Below are 16,348 nucleotides of genomic sequence, written 5' to 3'. Positions count from 1 at the left end.
GCGCGATTCCGGCTTGCATCCCCGCCAGGAGGGTGTTTCTTCTGCGTCGAGACGACTGAAGCGGCGTCACAATGAAGAAGAGCACGGAAGTTCCTGTCCTGTTGAAGCGGCGCCTTCAGGCCGAAGTGATCGGCCCGATCCATGCCGAAATGGTCGCCGCGCTCGGCAAGGAACAGGCCGATGCCATTCTCGATGCGGCGGTCCGCAAGGCTGCGATCGCAGAGGGCAAGTCCTTCGCTGCCAAGGCGCCTGAGGGCAAGACCTCGATGGCCGATTTCATCAAGCTCTACCAATTGTGGACCGCTGACGGCGCGCTCGAGGTCGAGGTGCTGGAAACCAACGACACAACCTTCAGCTTCGACGTCACCCGCTGCCGTTATGCCGAGACCTACCGTGAAATGGGCCTGGCCGACATCGGCCATCTGATGTCGTGCAACCGCGACGGCACCTTCTGCCAGGGCTACGATCCCGACATCACCCTGGTGCGGGACCACACCATCATGGCGGGCGCGCCGCGCTGCACCTTCCGCTATTCCTACGGGAAGGGTGGCTGATCCGGCCCCCTTATAGGGCCATAATTTCTGGCAATCTCTCAGCCATGGCGGGTTGTCCGCATATATCCGCCGGATGCCAGCGGCTTGCTGGCCAGGCTTTCCGTGCCCCCATGCCCGTTGCCATCCGGCAATTGCCGGCAAAACATCCGGCCCGTTGCAGGCATCGGTTCGAGCGGTGTCGTGTCGCATTTCGCAAAACATAGATCTGCGATATATGTTTTATTTGAAGCGCGAGCCGCCAGTACCGGGAACGCGGGCCGCACCGCACCGCTGGATGCCACGACAAGGACCAGGACAGGAATGAACGAGAACCCCACAGGCAAAGGAACTGCCGTCGTCGGCGGCGGCTTGCTGCCCGAGGCACTTGACGAACGCATGATCCGTGAGGTGGTTCATGGCTTCTATTCCGAGATCCGCAAGGACGATCTGCTCGGCCCGATCTTCAATGCCGCCATCGAGCCCGAGGCATGGCCGCGCCATCTCGGCAAGATGTGTGACTTCTGGTCCTCGACCCTGTTGCGCTCCGGGCGCTATGAAGGTCGCCCGTTGCCGCCGCACCTGGCCATTGCAGGGCTCGGCGAGGAGCATTTCCGGCGTTGGCTCACGCTGTTCCAGTCAACGGTAGGGCGCGTCTGCCCGGCCGACGTGGCTGCACTCTTCATGGAGCGTGCGCTGCGCATCGCCCACAGCTTCCGTCTGGCGATCGCCTTCAACAGGGGTGAGGACACGGTCGGCGTCAAACCGATCCTGGAGCAAAGCCTGTGACGTCACCGCGGCGGCTGCGGTCGGCCGGGCGTGCGACGGAGGACGGCTCATGCGGCTGACGAACTTCTCCGACTATGCGCTTAGAATGCTTATGTTTGCGGCTTCGGCAGGTGACCGGCTGATCACCATCGAGGAGGCCGCGCGGACCTTCGGTGTCTCGAAGACGCATCTCAACAAGGTGGCCAACACGTTGACGCGCGGCGGCTTTCTCAGGGCGGTGCGCGGCCGCTCCGGCGGGCTCATGCTCGGCCGGCCTCCAGAGGCCATACGCATTGGCGACGTCGTCAGGCTGACCGAGCCCGATTTCGCCCTCGTGGAGTGTTTCGCGACCGGCAATCGGTGCGTGCTGACTTGCTGCTGCAAGCTTGCCGGCATGCTTGACGAGGCGATGGCTTCCTTCCAGACGACGCTTGATCGCTACACCTTGGCCGACATTGTTTTGACGCCCCGGGACTTTCCGGCCCCTGTGCAGGACAGCTTCATGTCGGCTAACGGCTGAAGCGTTGCATCGGGAAGCCTGTCCAGATCGGCCACCTCTTTTCGGCGGAAGACGCGCGATTTTCGCGATTCCTGCAAATCGATTCAAACTTTGTTGACATTTTATCGATCAAGAATCGGCCAGACCCATTCCTGCCGACGGCATCCGCCTGCGGCCTGTTTCGTATTGCGTATAGGCCCCAATGCGTTCGACAAGAGCCCTCATCCTTCTTCTTGCCGGGATCGCCGTGGCCGGCTGCTCCGCCAGCTCCGGCCTGGAAAGCGTGTTGCCGCCGTCGCCCGAGATCACCAACGCCATCAGGCCGACGAAGCCTGTGCCGACCGCCGGCGTTGCGGCGCGTGACGTCGGCTTCGCGGCCGAAGCCGAGGAAGAGGTGGTCCCGGGCGCCGAGCCCCCGGCGGCGGTAGGCGATTTCCAGGCCAATGCGCTGGTGCCGCCGGCGAAGCCGACGACGCTCGCCGTGATGGTGCCGGACAAACCGGCCGCGCGCGAGGCTGCGCCGAAGGCGGGCACGATCTATCGTCGGCGTTTCCGCGACGCCAAGCCGATCAATTTCGGATCCTCCACCCCGCACCAGCTCGCCGTTCACGGCGTGGACGTGTCGCGCTGGCAGGGCGAGGTCGACTGGGTGAAGCTGCGCTCGCAGGGCGCCAATTTCGCCTACATAAAGGCGACGGATGGCGGCGACCATCTCGACCCGATGTTCCGCAAGAACTGGCGGGCTGCCAAGGCTGCCGGGCTGAAGCGCGGTGCGTACCACTTCTTCTACTGGTGCCGCACGGCCGGCGAGCAGGCAGACTGGTTCATCCGGAACGTGCCGAAGGAGCCGGGCGCGCTGCCGCCTGTCATCGATGTCGAGTGGAATGGCGAGTCGAGTTGCAAGCGGCGGCCGTCTCCGGCCAAGGTTCGCGAGAAGATGCAGGTCTTCATGGACAAGCTGGAGGCCCACTATGGCCAACGGCCGATCATCTACACCGCGCCCGACTTCCACGCCGACAATCTCGAAGGGGCTTTCCCGAACCATCCGTTCTGGCTGCGCGCCGTGGCACGCCATCCCTCCAAGGTCTATCCCGGCCGCAAATGGGTGTTCTGGCAGTATTCCGGCTCGGGCCTGTCGCACGGCGTGAGCGGCAGGATCGACCTCAACGTGTTCCACGGCACGGAGCGCGAATGGCACAGATGGGTGGCCGACAAGACGTGAGTGCCGGCGGGCAGGGGCGGGCGTTTCGTGTAGGCCTCTCCTTCGCCCAACCGCCCGTGAGCCCTTGCTGCGTCACTTTGCGGAACAGGCGATCGCAGCTTTTTCTTCGCTGACATCCCCTCGGCCCGATCGAGGCGGATGGAGCGTCTGCCTGCCGATTTCTCCATGTCGATCAGGAAGATGTGAATGGAGCGCGCAGCGCGTGCCGCCGCCATGGTCTTGCCGTGACCGCCGCTCTATATGCTCGATGACAGGCGGGTCGATAACGGGGCGCATTCTCGCATGCATTCCCACAAGGAGACTATGATGAAGAAGATGCTTGCAGCGGCGTTGGCCGCGCAGATGGCGCTTCTGGGCGCTTCGGTGGCCGGCGCGGCAGATCTTCGAGCACAGCCGATCCCGGACGACCGCGACGGCGTGAGGATTGGTTACCTCCAATGCGGTATCGGCGGGGGCGTCGGTTATGTGCTCGGCTCCGCCAAGGAACTCGACTGCGTGTTCACCTCCACGATCGGTTCCAGAGCCATCGACCATTATACCGGCACAATTCGCAAGCTCGGTGTCGACGTCGGCTTCACGACGCAGAGCAGGCTCATCTGGGCGGTCTTCGCCCCGACCGCCGGTTATCACCGCGGCTCGTTGGGCGGCATCTACAGAGGCGCCACCGCCGAAGCGACGGTCGGGGCCGGTATCGGCACCAACATTCTGTTCGGCGGCACCGCTGGTTCCATCCAGCTTCAGCCTGTGAGCCTCACCGGCCAGATCGGTCTCAATCTCGCTGCCACCGGCACGTCGATGACACTCGCATCGGCGAACTGATCCGCGCTGGTGAAGGGGCGGGGGACTATCCTCGCCCCGCCGGGTGAAGCCTGAAGCCGCCTCGTTCTTGTCTGGAGAGTTTGGCCACGTGCGCATGGCCGGGTGCGGCAGCCGGCGCGGCCTTCACGAACCGAGATAGTCGATGGCCTTGGCCACGATCGTCGTCACAGGTAACGTAGCATCCACTCCAAGCGCCCGTTCATCCTCGCCCGGCGGATCGAGCGCCTCGAACTGGCTCCGGACGAGGCTCGCCGGCATGAAATGATCATGCCTGGCCGCCACGCGTTGTTCCGCGATCTCCTGATCGATGTCGAGATAAAGGAATACGATGTCAGGGCAATATCCGCGCAAGCGGTCGCGATAGATGCGCTTCAGCGCGGAACAGGCCGTGACGGTTCGTTGGCCGGTCGCGGACATTTCCGCGATCCGCCGGCCGATCCGGTCGAGCCAATCCTTTCGGTTCTCGTCGTTGAGGGCTGTGCCGCTCGCCATCAGCGCAACGTTGCTGGGCGGATGGAATTGGTCGCCCTCTATGAACAGCGCGCAAACTTCTTCGGCCAGTTGTCGGCCGACCAATGTCTTGCCCGATCCGGCAACGCCCATCACGACGACAGGCGCATTCCCGCCGCTATGTTCCGGTGCTTTGTTCATGATTCAGCGGCTTGCCGGTGCTCGGCCATAGAGAAGCAGCATCAGGATGATGACCAGGCCATAGGTGATCTGGCGTCCGGCCTCGGGCATCTGCATGACGGACAGTATCGATTGCAGCAGAGTGATCAGGATGACGCCGGCGACGGTACCGAGATAGGAGCCGCGACCGCCGAGGATCGAGGTTCCGCCCAGCACGACCGCAGCAATGGCCGGCAGCAGATAGGCATCGCCCATCGATTGGGCCGCCTTGGAGGCGTAGCCGGCGAGCAGGACGCCGCCGAACGCCGACAACCCGCCGGCCAGCGCGAAGGCGATCATCACGACCCGTCGTGTGTCTACGCCGGAAAGGTAGGCTGCCCGCTCGCGGTTGCCGATGCCGTAGACGGCGCGCCCGAATCCGGTCCGCGCGAGCAAAAAGACCGTCGCGGCGCCGACAAGCGCCCAGATAATCACGGCATTCGGGATTCCCGGGATCAGGGAACCGGTCGCGAGGTAACGCATGGCTTGGGTGGCGGAATCCTGCGGAGAGAAGCCGCCTGTGTAGACCACCATGACGCCCTGCGCCACCGCGTTCGTGCCCAAAGTGACGATCATGGACGGTATGCGCAGATAGGCCACGCCTAGCCCATTGACGACGCCGATCGCGATGCCGCAGAGGATTCCGAAGGGGATCGCAAGGGCGACGCCCACCGGTCCATAAGCCGCCGCCGCGCAGGCCATCATCGCGCCTGTTGCGACGGACCATGGTACGGACAGGTCGATCTGCCCCAGAAGGATGACGAGCATCATGCCCGTGGCGATCACCCCGAGGAACGAGGCGACCTTCAACTGCTGCAGCAGATATTCCGGCGACAGGAAGCTGCGCGAATAGAGGCTGCCGAGAAGAAGCAGAAGGATGATGCAGCCGAAAGCGGTCAGTACCGCCGGATCTGATCGGCGGATGAGGCCCGGCATGCGTCCGGCAAGGCGCGTCATCGTCGTCTCGCTCACTGGAACCACTCCAACCTGTTGCGCACCCTGAACAGCGCAAATGCTCCGAGGCTGACCGCGACCAGAAGGATGATCCCCTGGAACAGCGGCTGCCACAGAGGGTCGAGGTCGAAGACGAACAACAGGTCGCCGATGGTGCGGAAGGCCAGGGCGCCAAAGACGGCGCCGATTGCGCTGCCTTTTCCGCCGAACAGCGAAACGCCGCCCAGAACGACCGCGGCAATGGAGAACAGGGTATAGGCATTGCCGCTGGCATAGGCGGCTTCGCCCGTATAGGTGAAAAAGGTGAGGAAGAGGCCGCCGATAGCCGCGACGAGGCCTGCCAGCGTATAGGCCATGAACTTGCCGCGCCGGATCGGCATCCCCGACATGTAGGCCGCCGTTTCGGAAGAGCCGGCGGCATAGGCCGCTCGCCCATAGACCGAACGGCGGAACGGCACCCAGACGACCAGGATCACCACTGCCAGCGCGACAAGGCTGGCGGGCACCACGCCGAGGATCCGACCGGTCAAGGCGTCGGCGAGCCCCTCGTTGACCGATCCGCCCGGGAAGGGGCGAAGAAGCAGAGCCAGGCCAAAATAGACGGCGCCGGTCGCGATCGTCGCCACGATGGGCTGCAGCCGGCCATAGATGACGATCGCTCCGTTGATCGCGCCGCACAGGGCGCCCGCCGCCAGAACCGCAATGACGCCTAACGCCGTGGCCTGAGGGGTGCCGAGCACGAGCCAGGAGGCCAGGCAGTTGGTCAACAGGAAGATCATCCCGACGGAGAGATCGATGCCGGCAGTAATCACCACCAGCGTCTGGGCCATGGCGACGAAGGCGAGCAATACGCCCTTGTTCGCGGCGGTCTGGACGACGTTGGGCGTGAACCCGGCCGGATGGTTCGACGTGTAGATGATGAACATCACCACGAAGATAGCCAAAGCAGTCAGCGTGCCGCGCTGCTCGGCAAACCAGTATCGCCAGTCCTTCATCGGGCTGCCTCTTGGCGCGCGGCCTCTGCGGGGTGGATGTTGAGCGCGCTGGCGATCAGCGCATGTTCGGTTATCTCGTCGCCGGCAAGCTCGCGCTTGATCGCCCCGTCATAGAGAACGAGCACCCGGTCGCAGCAGCCGATCAGCTCGGCGTAATCCGTCGAGTAGAACAGGATTGCAGCGCCGCCGTCGGCAAGCCTGCGCAGCAACTGGTAGATCTCCTGTTTCGTGCCGACATCGATTCCGCGCGTCGGATCGTTGAGGAGGACGATGCGCGGGTGGCGCATCAGCCATTTGGCGATCACCACCTTCTGTTGGTTGCCGCCGGAAAGCGAGCCGACCGGGATATCGAGGCCGTCGGTCCTGATCTCCAGCAGCTTCACCATCTCGTCGATGTGGTCCTGTTCCGCGGCGCGGTCGACCACGCCGCCCCGGGTCAGACGATCCAGGCTGGCGAAGGACAGATTGTCCCGGACGGTCATCGGCAGCATCAGGCCTTCGGTCTTGCGATCCTCGGGGATGAGAGCCATGCCGATCCCGCGCTTCCGCGCCTGGGCGGGGCTGTTGATGCTCACCGGCTTCCCGTCGACCAGGACCTCGCCGCCGAGCCCGCGCAGCACGCCGAACAGCGCCAGCAGCAGATCGCGCTGTCCTTGTCCGTCCAGTCCACCGAGTCCCACGATCTCGCCGGCGCCGATCGAGAAGGAGATGTCCCGAAGCCGGTCCGACCAGGAGAGGTTGCGCGCTTCCAGGACCTTCGCGACATTGGTGTCGCGATCCGGTTTTGTCGGATATGCATTGTGATATTCGCGGCCGATCATCATTTCGATGACCTCGCTGTCGCTTTTCGAACCGGCCGGATAGCTGGCGACCTTGCGCCCGTTACGGAAGACGGTGCAATCGTCGGCCAGTTCGGCGATCTCGTTCATCCGATGCGAGATGTAGAGCAGCGCCAGACCCTCCGCCCGAAGCCGCTTGAGCACGGCGAAAACGTTGGCGACATCGGCCGACGTCAGCGCGGACGTAGCCTCGTCCAGGATCAGTATTCGCGGTTTTCGCGCCAGCGCTTTCGCGATCTCCACCATCTGGCGGCGGGACAGTGGGAGGTCCTTCACCAGTGCCAGGGGGTGAATATCGGACGCTCCCGCGCGGGTCAGGGCCTCCTCGGCCATGCGTCGCTGCGCCCCGCGGTCGATCATGCCGAAACGCGTGGGTGGATTTGATATAATGATGTTGTCGGCGACCGTGAGTTCGGGGATCAGCGAGAGTTCCTGGAAGACACAGACGATCCCGGCGGCATTCGCCGCCGCGGGAGAAGCGAATTCCACCTGTCTCCCGTCGAGCGTCATATGGCCTTCGTCCGGGGCCACGACGCCGGCCATGATTTTGATCAGCGTCGATTTGCCCGCACCGTTCTCCCCCAGGACCGCATGGATAGCGCCGGCCCTGACGGAGAGATCGGCCTTCTCGAGCGCCCGCACCCCGCCATAACGCTTCGAGACCCCTTCCATTCGAAAGAACGGTGCCGTGCCTTCCATCGTAATCTCCGGGAATTGGTCGGCGACTTGATGAGGGGTGTCGCGCCTGCCGCGCGGCACCCCTGGAATTGCACTGGCTATTTGTTCTCCTTCGTCTGCCCCATGATCTCCTGCGCTTTGAAATTGATTCCGCAGGTGGGGAAGGAATTGCCGACGAAGAAGTTGTCGGACTCATTGGGGAAATAGTCCTGCCCTTCCTTGAGATCCGGATCGGAGGCGACGGCCAGCGGCAGCTTCACCTCCTGGGGCACGACCTGCCCCTCGAGAGCGGCGATCGCCGTCTTGATGGCGACCGCGACCTGCGCCGGACCGGTGCCGGCCGAGGTGCATTTCAGCCCCTCGGAGGCGAATTTGGCGCAGAACTTGCGGAAGCCGTTCTCCGTCTCTCCGCCGAAGGGGACGAACGGATGCTTGGCGTCGATCATGGCCTGGACGATGCCGGTGTCTCCGCCTTGCCCGGTGATGCCGTCGAACGGACCGTTCGTCGCGATGGCGTCGGCCGTGACCTTCTGCGCGACACCGTCGTCCCATTTGCCCATCACCTCGGTCACCTGGAAGTCCTTGCCCGAAGCCTGCAGCTTTTCATGGATGCCGTTGTGGCGATCGGTATCGACCGAGGTTCCGGCGACGCCGCGCACTTCGAGGATCTTGCCGCCGTTCGGCAGGTGCTTGACCAGCCATTCGGCCCACAATTCACCGAGCCCCTTCTGGTCGACATTGACGTTGATGGCGTCCTTCGTGTCCAGGATGTTGTCGAAGGCGACAAGAACCACGCCCGCTTCCTTGGCCCGCTTGATGACGGGCGCGAAGGCGGTCGGGTTCTGGGCGTTGACGACGATCGCGTCATAACCGGAATCGATGAAATTGTTGATTGCGGAAATCTGCGCCGGCACGTCCTCGCCGGTCGAGACCACCTTGAACTCCTTGAGCTTGGCCGCGACATCCGGCTGTGCCGCGTAGGCCTTTGCCGTCTGCACCATCTGGATGCGCCAGGTGTTGGCGATATAGCCATTGGCCAGCGCAATACGGTATGGCCCATCCTTCTTCGGGAACTTGAAGAATTTCGTGTCCGCCGACCAAGGCGCGAAGCAATCGGGCTCGACAGCGGGGCCCGAGACGATTTCAGGTTCGGCAAGGGCCGACGAGTTGAGCAAGACCAATGCCGTGGCTGCAACAATGCCGCCGACGAGTGACTTCACCATCGCATTTCCTCCCGTGTAGGCGTGCCAGATCCGGCTTCGACCAGCGATCCGATATCGATTCCGATATCGATCTCCGGGCATTGCTACCGCCCGCCATCGGCACGCTTCATGCCGGGCTCGTTCGCGACGCTTCGGATCTCCTCCCAAAGGCAGTCACTGAAAGAGTTAGCGCTACCATTTCAGCCTTGTAAAGTGCTTTTTTGGGGACTTTCTGCCTGTCTCGATCGTCGCTCAAGGGCCGGATCGAGCATGGCCCCGGGTACCCTGCATCGAGGCTAGGTGTCCGATAGTGGCGCTTGTCGCGTCATTCTCGGCGAATGGTGCATATCGCAGGCACATGCGAGCCGGAGGCGATGCAAGCCTCGTCGCATCTGCCCCTTGAACCAGTTCTGATGATAGCGCTATCATCGCTGAGCTCTGTCATCGAGCGTAGGGGAGGAAGATGTCGGACAGCTACGAAATAATCGACCGGCGCTTTACGCGGCTGGTCAATGACGCCGCGCATGTGGACAGGCTCTATACCGGTTGCCGCTGGGCGGAGGGCCCCGCCTATTTCGCGGCGGGCCGTTACCTGGCCTGGTCGGACATCCCGAACGACCGCATGCTGCGTTATGACGAGACGGACGGGAATGTGAGCGTTTTCCGGCAGCCGTCGAACCATTCGAACGGCAACACGACGGACCGGCAGGGCAGGCTGGTGACCTGCGAGCATGGCGGCCGCCGCGTCACCCGCACCGAGCACGATGGCAGCATCACCGTGATCGCCGAGCGTTGGAACGGGAAGCGGCTCAATTCGCCGAACGACGTGGTGGTGCGCTCGGACGGATCGATCTGGTTCACCGATCCGGCCTACGGCATCGAAACCGACTATGAAGGGCATAAGGCCGAGAGCGAGATCGGCAGCTGCCACGTCTACCGTGTGGACCCGGCGACGGCCGCCGTCGAAGCCGTCATCACCGACATGGTGCGCCCCAACGGGCTCGCTTTCTCCCTGGACGAGAGGCAGCTTTACGTCGCCGACACCGGCAGGACGCACGGCCAGGAACATCCGGCCCATATGCGTGTCTTCGACGTGGGCGAGGCTGGCGGCGTTTCCGGAGGCAGGGTGTTCGCCGATTGCACCGCCGGTCTGTTCGACGGTTTCCGCCTGGACGACGAGGGCCGCATCTGGACCAGCGCGCAAGACGGCATCCATTGCTACCATCCGGACGGTACGCTCATCGGCAAGGTGAAGGTGCCCGAGGCCACCGCAAACTGTGTCTTCGGCGGCCCGAAGCGCAACATCCTCTACATATGCGGCACCACTTCGCTCTATGCGGTGCGGCTGATGGTCAACGGCGCGAAACTCTATTGAGGCCGGGAGGCGGCAATGCCGTTTGTGCGCATCGCCATTGTTCGCGAAGTCCTGCACCCCGACCCGGCGGGAAGGAAGGCCGGCGTCGGCGCCAAGTTGGCTGGTGCCATTGCCGAGGCGACCGGGCTGCCGGAACTGGAGATCGAGTTCGGGCCGGGTCCGATGCTCTGGCCAGGAGATAGGGCAGCGGCGGTTCCATCGAGGTGTGTGCCGCTCCAAGGAGTTCTTATTGGCTGACGACATCGTAAGCGAACAGGGGCGGACCGAGCGGGCGAGCCGGCGGGGTGGTGGCCGTCCGACCATTGCCGACGTCGCGGGGCTTGCCGGAGTAGCGGCCATCACGGTGTCGCGGGCGTTGCGCGATCCATCACGGGTGTCGGCCGAGCTGCGCGCGCAGATAGATGCCGCCGTCACCACGCTGGGATATGTGCCTGATCCCAATGCGCGGGCCTTGGCGTCATCCCGGGCGGATGTGGTGGGCGTGCTCGTTCCATCGCTGACTAATGTCGTCTTCGCCGACGTGGTGCGGGGCATCTATGACGAACTGGGCAGCAGCCGGCTCCAGATCCAGATGGGCAATACGCACTATTCTCCGCTCGAGGAGGAGCGGCTGGTGAAGGTCTTCCTCGGCCAGCGCCCGGCGGCCCTCATCGTGGCTGGCATCGACCAGACCGATGTGACGAGGAAACTCTTGCGGACTGCGGGGTGTCCGGTGGTCCAGATCATGGAGACGGCCACCGATCCGGTCGACATGCTGGTCGGCTTCTCCCACTTCGACGCCGGCAGGGAGGCGACCGTCCACCTCCTCGAGGCCGGATACCGCCGCATCGGTTTCATCGGTGCGCGCATGGACCCGCGTTCGCAGCGGCGGCTGGCCGGCTATCGCGACGCCATGGAGGAGGCCGGCCTGTTCGATCCGCGTCTGGTGACCACGACGCCGACACCGTCGAGCGTGTCGCTGGGCGGGCAGTTGCTGGCCGATGCGCTGGCCCGGGTGCCGGATATCGACGCCGTCTTCTGCAACAATGACGATCTCGCTCTCGGCGTGCTTTTCGAATGCCATCGCGCTGCGATCGCCGTTCCGCGCCGGATGGGTATCTGCGGGTTCAACGATCTCGACATGATGCGGGTCGCCTTTCCCACGCTTACCAGCGTGCGTACGCCGCGCTACGAGATCGGACACCGCTCGATGCGGATGGCGCTCGACCGGCTCGCAGGCAACGAGGTGACCGCACCAGTCCTGGATCTGGGCTTCGAGTTGCAGGCCCGCGAGAGCACCCGCCGGCGTTAGACGCGGGTCACCCTCGGGAAGAGCCGGGTGCGGGAAATCCGCACGCCCGGATCCGTGAGGGCGAAAGCCGAATGGCTGAGTTGCTCGACCACGACCTGCGACGACCGCATACGCCGGCAACTTGTCGAGCCGTCAAGCAGGCTGCCGGGGGGCTGGACCGAAGATGGAGATCGACATCGGTTGGAAACGCTCCGCACCGGCTGCGTAAACATCCTTGACATCGGATGTCTATCCGAAAATATGGAACACAGCGGAGGAGGATGAACATGGCCGAGATTTCGCTCGAACGTGCCTGGAAGCGCTTTGGCTCGGTGGACGTCATCCGCGATGTAAGCCTGCAAATAGCCTCCGGCGAGCTGGTCGTGTTCCTGGGGCCTTCCGGCTCCGGCAAAACGACGCTTCTGCGCATGATAGCGGGACTGGAAACGATCGACGGCGGCTCCCTGACGATCGACGGCGTCCGCTCGGAGACACTGCCGCCCGGCAAGCGGAATGTGGCGATGGTCTTTCAGAACTACGCGCTCTATCCCCATATGACGGTTGCTGAAAACATGGCCTTTGGGCTGAAAAACATCGGCGTCCCTGCCGACGTGATCAAGCGGCGGATCGCGCATGCGTCGAGAATGCTGGAAATGGAAGCATTGCTCCAGCGGCGGCCGTCACAACTGTCGGGCGGGCAGCGCCAGCGCGTCGCGATCGGGCGCGCGATCGTAAAGGAGCCGAAGGCGTTCCTGTTTGATGAGCCGCTGTCCAACCTCGATGCCGCGCTGCGGGCGAGAACGCGCGTCGAGCTTGCCGAACTCCATCAACGCCTAAGGTCGACGATGATCTACGTGACGCATGACCAAATCGAGGCGATGACGCTCGCCGACCGCATTGTCATCCTGAACAACTGCCGGATCGAGCAGATCGGCACCCCGATGGAGGTCTATCAAAGGCCGGCTTCGCGCTTCGTCGCGGGCTTCGTCGGTTCGCCGGCGATGAACTTCCTGCCGGTGACGCTGTCGGGCTCCGGCGACCGCGTGCAGGTACGGCTCGGCGACGGAGCGTTGGTCCCGTTGTCGAGGGCTCCGGCAGAAACCGGGGCGTTCGACCTCGGCGTTCGTCCGGAGGCACTGACGGTGGTGACCGAAGTTGGGCAGACATCGGGCACAGTCGTTGTGGTGGAGCGGCTCGGCGAACGAACACTCGTCTATGTACGGTTGCAGGACGGCATCCAGGTCATCGCACAGGACCGCGGTGTCTCGGCGCTTCGCCCGGGCGACACCGTCCGTCTGCAATTCGATCCCTCGGCGCTCCATCTCTTCGGCAACGACGGATGGGCTTGGCACGCGCAATAACGGCGGATCGGCGGCCCAGGCGGGTTCGTCGACCGGCCCGACCTCGAAGCTGAGACCTCGATCAGCCCTTGATCCCGGCCGACAGGGTAATCGCTTCCGTCACGCGCCGCTGAAAGAGCAGGTATGCCAGCGCTACTGGAAGACCGGCCAGGACCGCCGCCGACAACTGGCGGGCGTAGTAGATACCGAAGGCGTCGTTGACCTGCGTGATGCCTACGGTCACCGTCATCATCTCGGTCCGCGTGATGGCGAGAAACGGCCACAGGAAAGCGTTCCAGGTCCAGATGAAGCAAACGATCGACAGTGCGGTCGTCACGCCCCAGTTCATGGGCACATAGACCCTGAACAGGATCGCGAACTCCGAAGCATTGTCCATCACCGCAGCTTCGCGGAAGTCTCGCGGCACCTGGTCGAAGAACTGCTTGTAGACGATGACGATTACAGGATGGATGAGCTGCGGCAGCATTGTTCCAGCCCAGGTGTTCAGAAGTCCCAGATCAGCCACCAGCTTGAAGTGATTGATGATCAATGCCTGGATCGGAACCATGAAGGATCCCAGGATCAGCAACCACAGCGCGGTCCGCCCTGGGAATCGCAGCTGCGAGATCGCGTAGCCACACAGCATCGATGTGAACACGCAGATCGCCGTTACACCGACCGCGACCACCACGGAGTTGAGATACCAGAGCCCGATCTGCGTGGAAGTCAGCGCGAAGATGTAATGCTGGAAGGTGAGTGTCTCCGGCCAGAGTTCGATGAAGGGCCGCACAACCTCGTCTTCCGGCTTCAACGACGAGACCACGCCCCAGTAAAGCGGGAATGCCCAGACGACGGCAGAGATCGCGGTCAGCGCGGTGAGCAGTCCGCCCCAAAAACTCCAGCGTTGCGCGACAGCTCCTGTCATGCGCGGCGTCCGTCCGCGAGGCGCAGGAGCTGGAACTGCAGCACCGAGACCACGACAACGAGGACGAACAGCGTCACCGCGACAGCCGCTGCGCGGCCGCCCTGGTTCTGCTGGAAAGCGCGCTGGAAGACGTAGTAGACGAACACCATGTTGTCGTTCGGGCGCCCACCGACCGAGAACAGGTAGACTTGGTCGAAGATCTTCAGCTGGAGGATGAGCTGGATGGTGAAAACCAGCGAAGTGACGGGCCATAGCAGCGGCCAGGTGATCCGTCGGAACGTCGTCCAGCGCGTCGCATTGTCGAGTGCTGCCGCTTCATAGATATCGGCCGGAATGGCACGCAGTCCGGCCAGGAACAGCAGGATGGAAAAGCCGGCCGTCCACCAGATCGTCACCCAGGCCACCGCTGGCATGAACCAGATGCGCGATTTGAAGACCGGTACCCGCTGGATACCGAGCCAATCGAGCATGTGCATGGCAATGCCGAACTGGAAGTTGAGCGTCCAGTCCCAGATCAGGTAGACCACCGACACGGGCAGGATGTAGGGCAAAAAGAACAACGCCAGAATCATTGCCTGGAACCGCCCCTTCAGTCGCGATACCCCGAGCGCGATCATCAGGGCGATGATGGTCCCGGGCGCGACGGTCATCAGCACGAAGTAGGCGGTGTTCCATGCCGCCCTTCGGAACATCGGGTCGTTGGTCAGCCGCAAGTAGTTGTCGAACCAGACCAATTTGCCCTCGCCGATCAGCGGTGCGTCGGTGAAGGAGATACGGAACATCTGGAGGGTCGGATAGACGAAGGCGAGCGCGTAGATCGCGACGAAGGGAGCGATCAAAGCCAGCGCGACCAGTACGTCCTTCCGCTTGTTGTGGAGCATGGACTCTACTCGAAGGAGCGGAGCCACCGGATCATGGGTGGCTCCGAGTCGCCGAAAGGGGGCTACATGTTGTTCAACTCTTCCGTGATCGACGTAACGGCGTCAGCCGGGTCCATCTCTCCGTTCAAGGTAGGCACGAAGTGGTTGGACATCACATCAAAGATCGGCCCCGCGATGCCGGCAAGCGGCGACTTGGGGTCAAAGATCAGGTTGCTGGTCAGCGTCGAATAGGTCGCGTTCGGCTCCATGGCCTTGTATTCGGCCGAATCCGTGACCGGCTTGTATGCCGGGATGTGCCCGGCGGTGGCCCAGAACAGCGAGTGCTTGTCTATCCACGAGATCACCTCGAGCACCGCAGCCCGCTTCTCGGCGCTCATTTCCTTGCCTTGGTTTTTCGGGATCGCGAAAGTGTGGCTGTCGGCATAGGTGCAGGGTTTGTCGAACACCACGGGGATCTCAACCGCGCCCCAGTCGAACAGTTTGCCCTGCTTGGCGAGGTCGGTCATTGTTGGGACCTCCCAAACGCCGTTGATCATCATCGCTGCCTTGCCGGATGTGAACAGTGCGACCGTGGCGGGATAATCCGTGTAAGTCGACTGCAGCCCGGCCTTCGTCCAATCCTGAAGCACTGCAAGCGCGTTCTTCAGCTTGTCGCCATTGTCGCCCGTCAGGAACTTGCCGTTCGTCATCAGTTCGCCGCCCTGCTGGCACATCAGCGAATAGACAGTGCGGAACATGAAGTTGCCGTCCGCGGTCACGCTGCCAAGTGGGAACTCGACCCCGGCATCCTTGAGCGCTTGCAAGGTTGCCGTGAACTCGTCCCTGCTACCCATGCCTTTCGGCCTGCCGTCGTCGCCCAGCACACCGGCTTTCTTCAGGAGATCACGGTTGTAGTAGAGGACGATTGGATGCGTATCGAGCGGCACGGCATATTGCTTGCCGTCGACCGTCACCGCATCCCATGTGGCCGAAGCGAAGTCCGACGACGACACGCCCATCTTGGAGAGGTCGTCGGCGGTGATCTTGTCCAGGATGCCCTGACTCACCGCAAGCGGGATACGACTGGCGTGATAGGTCATCACGTCGGGCGCCTCGCCTACGGCCGCCGAGGTTTGCACCTTCGCATAGAAAGGCGTGCCCCATTCCAGCGTCGTCGCGTCGATCTTGACGTTGCCTGCATGTGCGGCGTTGAAATCCGTGATCATCTGCTTCATGCGGACGCCGTCGCCGCCGCCCAGGAAATCCCACCACAGGACGGTCTCTTCGGCTTGGACAGCGCCGACCCAGAGACTGCCGGCCGCAACCAAGGCGGTCGTCGCCAACCTGTGAAAATTCATCTTCCTTCCTCCCAGTTGCACGGTTCTGAGCCCGCTTGAACCTGG

Annotated in this window: 16 protein-coding genes; 8 read left to right on the top strand and 8 right to left on the bottom strand. The window is 63.2% G+C overall.

The genetic code is table 11. The features are described from left to right. Positions 1–71: 71 nt before the first annotated feature. From JN280_RS27045 to JN280_RS27025, 5 genes are all read left to right on the top strand, one after another. Entirely contained in the window at positions 72–554 is a 483-nt protein-coding gene (locus JN280_RS27045) for an L-2-amino-thiazoline-4-carboxylic acid hydrolase (RefSeq protein ID WP_202306919.1), read from the top strand. A gap of 300 nt (positions 555–854) precedes the next feature. Continuing rightward, positions 855–1,319: a group III truncated hemoglobin gene (locus tag JN280_RS27040; RefSeq protein WP_202306917.1), complete on the top strand. Its 465-nt coding sequence runs from the start codon at positions 855–857 to the stop codon at positions 1,317–1,319. 49 nt (positions 1,320–1,368) lie between these two features. Next, on the top strand, positions 1,369–1,818 hold the full coding sequence (locus JN280_RS27035) for an RrF2 family transcriptional regulator (protein WP_202306915.1): 450 nt from the start codon (positions 1,369–1,371) through the stop codon (positions 1,816–1,818). A 181-nt stretch (positions 1,819–1,999) separates the two neighbouring features. After that, on the top strand, positions 2,000–3,019 hold the full coding sequence (locus JN280_RS27030) for a glycoside hydrolase family 25 protein (protein WP_202306913.1): 1,020 nt from the start codon (positions 2,000–2,002) through the stop codon (positions 3,017–3,019). A 306-nt stretch (positions 3,020–3,325) separates the two neighbouring features. Further along, complete coding sequence (locus tag JN280_RS27025; RefSeq protein WP_202306912.1) at positions 3,326–3,838, top strand: DUF992 domain-containing protein; 513 nt, start codon at positions 3,326–3,328, stop codon at positions 3,836–3,838. A gap of 123 nt (positions 3,839–3,961) precedes the next feature. Here the strand turns inward: JN280_RS27025 and JN280_RS27020 are convergent, their stop codons facing one another. The 5 genes from JN280_RS27020 to JN280_RS27000 all read right to left on the bottom strand — a co-directional run bounded on the left by JN280_RS27020 (position 3,962) and on the right by JN280_RS27000 (position 9,196). Then, positions 3,962–4,489, bottom strand: coding sequence for a gluconokinase (locus JN280_RS27020; RefSeq protein WP_202306911.1), 528 nt, complete (start codon positions 4,487–4,489; stop codon positions 3,962–3,964). Positions 4,490–4,492: 3 nt separating this feature from the next. Then, on the bottom strand, positions 4,493–5,479 hold the full coding sequence (locus JN280_RS27015; protein WP_202306910.1) for an ABC transporter permease: 987 nt from the start codon (positions 5,477–5,479) through the stop codon (positions 4,493–4,495). Then, positions 5,476–6,456, bottom strand: coding sequence for an ABC transporter permease (locus tag JN280_RS27010; protein WP_202306909.1), 981 nt, complete (start codon positions 6,454–6,456; stop codon positions 5,476–5,478). Before JN280_RS27010 ends, JN280_RS27015 begins: the two co-directional genes overlap by 4 nt. Further along, a complete protein-coding gene (locus JN280_RS27005) occupies positions 6,453–7,994 on the bottom strand; it encodes a sugar ABC transporter ATP-binding protein (protein WP_202306908.1) in 1,542 nt (513 codons plus the stop codon). Before JN280_RS27005 ends, JN280_RS27010 begins: the two co-directional genes overlap by 4 nt. Before the next feature lie 77 nt (positions 7,995–8,071). Next, on the bottom strand, positions 8,072–9,196 hold the full coding sequence (locus JN280_RS27000) for a sugar ABC transporter substrate-binding protein (RefSeq protein ID WP_202306907.1): 1,125 nt from the start codon (positions 9,194–9,196) through the stop codon (positions 8,072–8,074). 442 nt (positions 9,197–9,638) lie between these two features. On the opposite strand from JN280_RS27000, the gene JN280_RS26995 reads away from it, so the two are divergent. The 3 genes from JN280_RS26995 (at position 9,639) to JN280_RS26985 (ending at position 13,181) form a co-directional block, all read left to right on the top strand. Next, positions 9,639–10,550: an SMP-30/gluconolactonase/LRE family protein gene (locus tag JN280_RS26995; RefSeq protein ID WP_202306906.1), complete on the top strand. Its 912-nt coding sequence runs from the start codon at positions 9,639–9,641 to the stop codon at positions 10,548–10,550. A gap of 229 nt (positions 10,551–10,779) precedes the next feature. Then, on the top strand, positions 10,780–11,841 hold the full coding sequence (locus JN280_RS26990) for a LacI family DNA-binding transcriptional regulator (protein WP_244742134.1): 1,062 nt from the start codon (positions 10,780–10,782) through the stop codon (positions 11,839–11,841). 266 nt (positions 11,842–12,107) lie between these two features. Beyond that, positions 12,108–13,181 carry an ABC transporter ATP-binding protein gene (locus tag JN280_RS26985; protein WP_202306905.1) on the top strand — a complete coding sequence of 358 codons (1,074 nt, stop codon included), beginning with the start codon at positions 12,108–12,110 and terminating at the stop codon, positions 13,179–13,181. A 61-nt stretch (positions 13,182–13,242) separates the two neighbouring features. Here JN280_RS26985 and JN280_RS26980 read toward each other — a convergent pair whose 3' ends face one another. The 3 genes from JN280_RS26980 to JN280_RS26970 form a co-directional block, all read right to left on the bottom strand. Beyond that, positions 13,243–14,085 carry a carbohydrate ABC transporter permease gene (locus tag JN280_RS26980; protein ID WP_202306904.1) on the bottom strand — a complete coding sequence of 281 codons (843 nt, stop codon included), beginning with the start codon at positions 14,083–14,085 and terminating at the stop codon, positions 13,243–13,245. Then, positions 14,082–14,966: a carbohydrate ABC transporter permease gene (locus JN280_RS26975; protein ID WP_202306902.1), complete on the bottom strand. Its 885-nt coding sequence runs from the start codon at positions 14,964–14,966 to the stop codon at positions 14,082–14,084. The genes JN280_RS26980 and JN280_RS26975 overlap by 4 nt, the downstream gene beginning before the upstream one ends. Positions 14,967–15,028: 62 nt before the next feature. Next, positions 15,029–16,303: an extracellular solute-binding protein gene (locus tag JN280_RS26970; protein WP_202306900.1), complete on the bottom strand. Its 1,275-nt coding sequence runs from the start codon at positions 16,301–16,303 to the stop codon at positions 15,029–15,031. Positions 16,304–16,348 lie beyond the last annotated feature (45 nt).

Source organism: Mesorhizobium sp. L-8-10 (assembly GCF_016756635.1).
GTDB lineage: Bacteria > Pseudomonadota > Alphaproteobacteria > Rhizobiales > Rhizobiaceae.
This window is presented reverse-complemented; position numbering and strand designations above follow the sequence as displayed.

Bases quoted from the DNA above. Each gene is read 5' to 3' on its own strand.
- JN280_RS27000 (WP_202306907.1), bottom strand. From the start codon at position 9,196: ATGGTGAAGTCACTCGTCGGCGGCATTGTTGCAGCCACGGCATTGGTC.
- JN280_RS27025 (WP_202306912.1), top strand. From the start codon at position 3,326: ATGAAGAAGATGCTTGCAGCGGCGTTGGCCGCGCAGATGGCGCTTCTG.
- JN280_RS27030 (WP_202306913.1), top strand. From the start codon at position 2,000: ATGCGTTCGACAAGAGCCCTCATCCTTCTTCTTGCCGGGATCGCCGTG.
- JN280_RS26980 (WP_202306904.1), bottom strand. From the start codon at position 14,085: ATGACAGGAGCTGTCGCGCAACGCTGGAGTTTTTGGGGCGGACTGCTC.
- JN280_RS26985 (WP_202306905.1), top strand. From the start codon at position 12,108: ATGGCCGAGATTTCGCTCGAACGTGCCTGGAAGCGCTTTGGCTCGGTG.
- JN280_RS27035 (WP_202306915.1), top strand. From the start codon at position 1,369: ATGCGGCTGACGAACTTCTCCGACTATGCGCTTAGAATGCTTATGTTT.
- JN280_RS26995 (WP_202306906.1), top strand. From the start codon at position 9,639: ATGTCGGACAGCTACGAAATAATCGACCGGCGCTTTACGCGGCTGGTC.
- JN280_RS27020 (WP_202306911.1), bottom strand. From the start codon at position 4,489: ATGAACAAAGCACCGGAACATAGCGGCGGGAATGCGCCTGTCGTCGTG.
- JN280_RS27045 (WP_202306919.1), top strand. From the start codon at position 72: ATGAAGAAGAGCACGGAAGTTCCTGTCCTGTTGAAGCGGCGCCTTCAG.
- JN280_RS27010 (WP_202306909.1), bottom strand. From the start codon at position 6,456: ATGAAGGACTGGCGATACTGGTTTGCCGAGCAGCGCGGCACGCTGACT.
- JN280_RS27005 (WP_202306908.1), bottom strand. From the start codon at position 7,994: ATGGAAGGCACGGCACCGTTCTTTCGAATGGAAGGGGTCTCGAAGCGT.
- JN280_RS26975 (WP_202306902.1), bottom strand. From the start codon at position 14,966: ATGCTCCACAACAAGCGGAAGGACGTACTGGTCGCGCTGGCTTTGATC.
- JN280_RS27040 (WP_202306917.1), top strand. From the start codon at position 855: ATGAACGAGAACCCCACAGGCAAAGGAACTGCCGTCGTCGGCGGCGGC.
- JN280_RS26970 (WP_202306900.1), bottom strand. From the start codon at position 16,303: ATGAATTTTCACAGGTTGGCGACGACCGCCTTGGTTGCGGCCGGCAGT.